This is a genomic window from Klebsiella sp. K47 (assembly GCF_051858335.1).
Taxonomy (GTDB): Bacteria; Pseudomonadota; Gammaproteobacteria; order Enterobacterales; family Enterobacteriaceae; genus Klebsiella; species Klebsiella pneumoniae.
Genome location: NZ_JBPYUI010000163.1, coordinates 1 through 251 on the forward strand (window position 1 = coordinate 1; position 251 = coordinate 251).

1 protein-coding gene is annotated in these 251 nt (G+C 35.9%); it reads right to left on the reverse strand.

What is annotated here, in order from left to right; all coding sequences use genetic code 11:
* Window positions 1-84 precede the first annotated feature (84 nt).
* A complete protein-coding gene (locus tag RRF55_RS27540) occupies window positions 85-246 on the reverse strand; it encodes a thioredoxin family protein (protein ID WP_439419235.1) in 162 nt (53 codons plus the stop codon).
* Between the last annotated feature and the right edge of the window lie 5 nt (window positions 247-251).

A 251-nucleotide genomic window follows, 5' to 3' on the forward strand; every position in this document is an offset into this window, starting at 1 on the left:
TAAAACTTCTTAATATCTCAAGACACAGATAAAAAAAGACCCGTGGCTTATGCCACAGGTCTTTTTACAGTTTTCCACATACACTTATTTATTTTTTTCAATCAACTCCACAATGGCTTGTGGTTCCAAAACTTTGCCACTTGAAACGATTTGATTATCTATGATCAGACCTGGCGTACTTAACAACCCTGTTTCAGCAATTTGCATCATATCAGTTACATATTCAATTTCTGCCTGAACACCCATGCTTT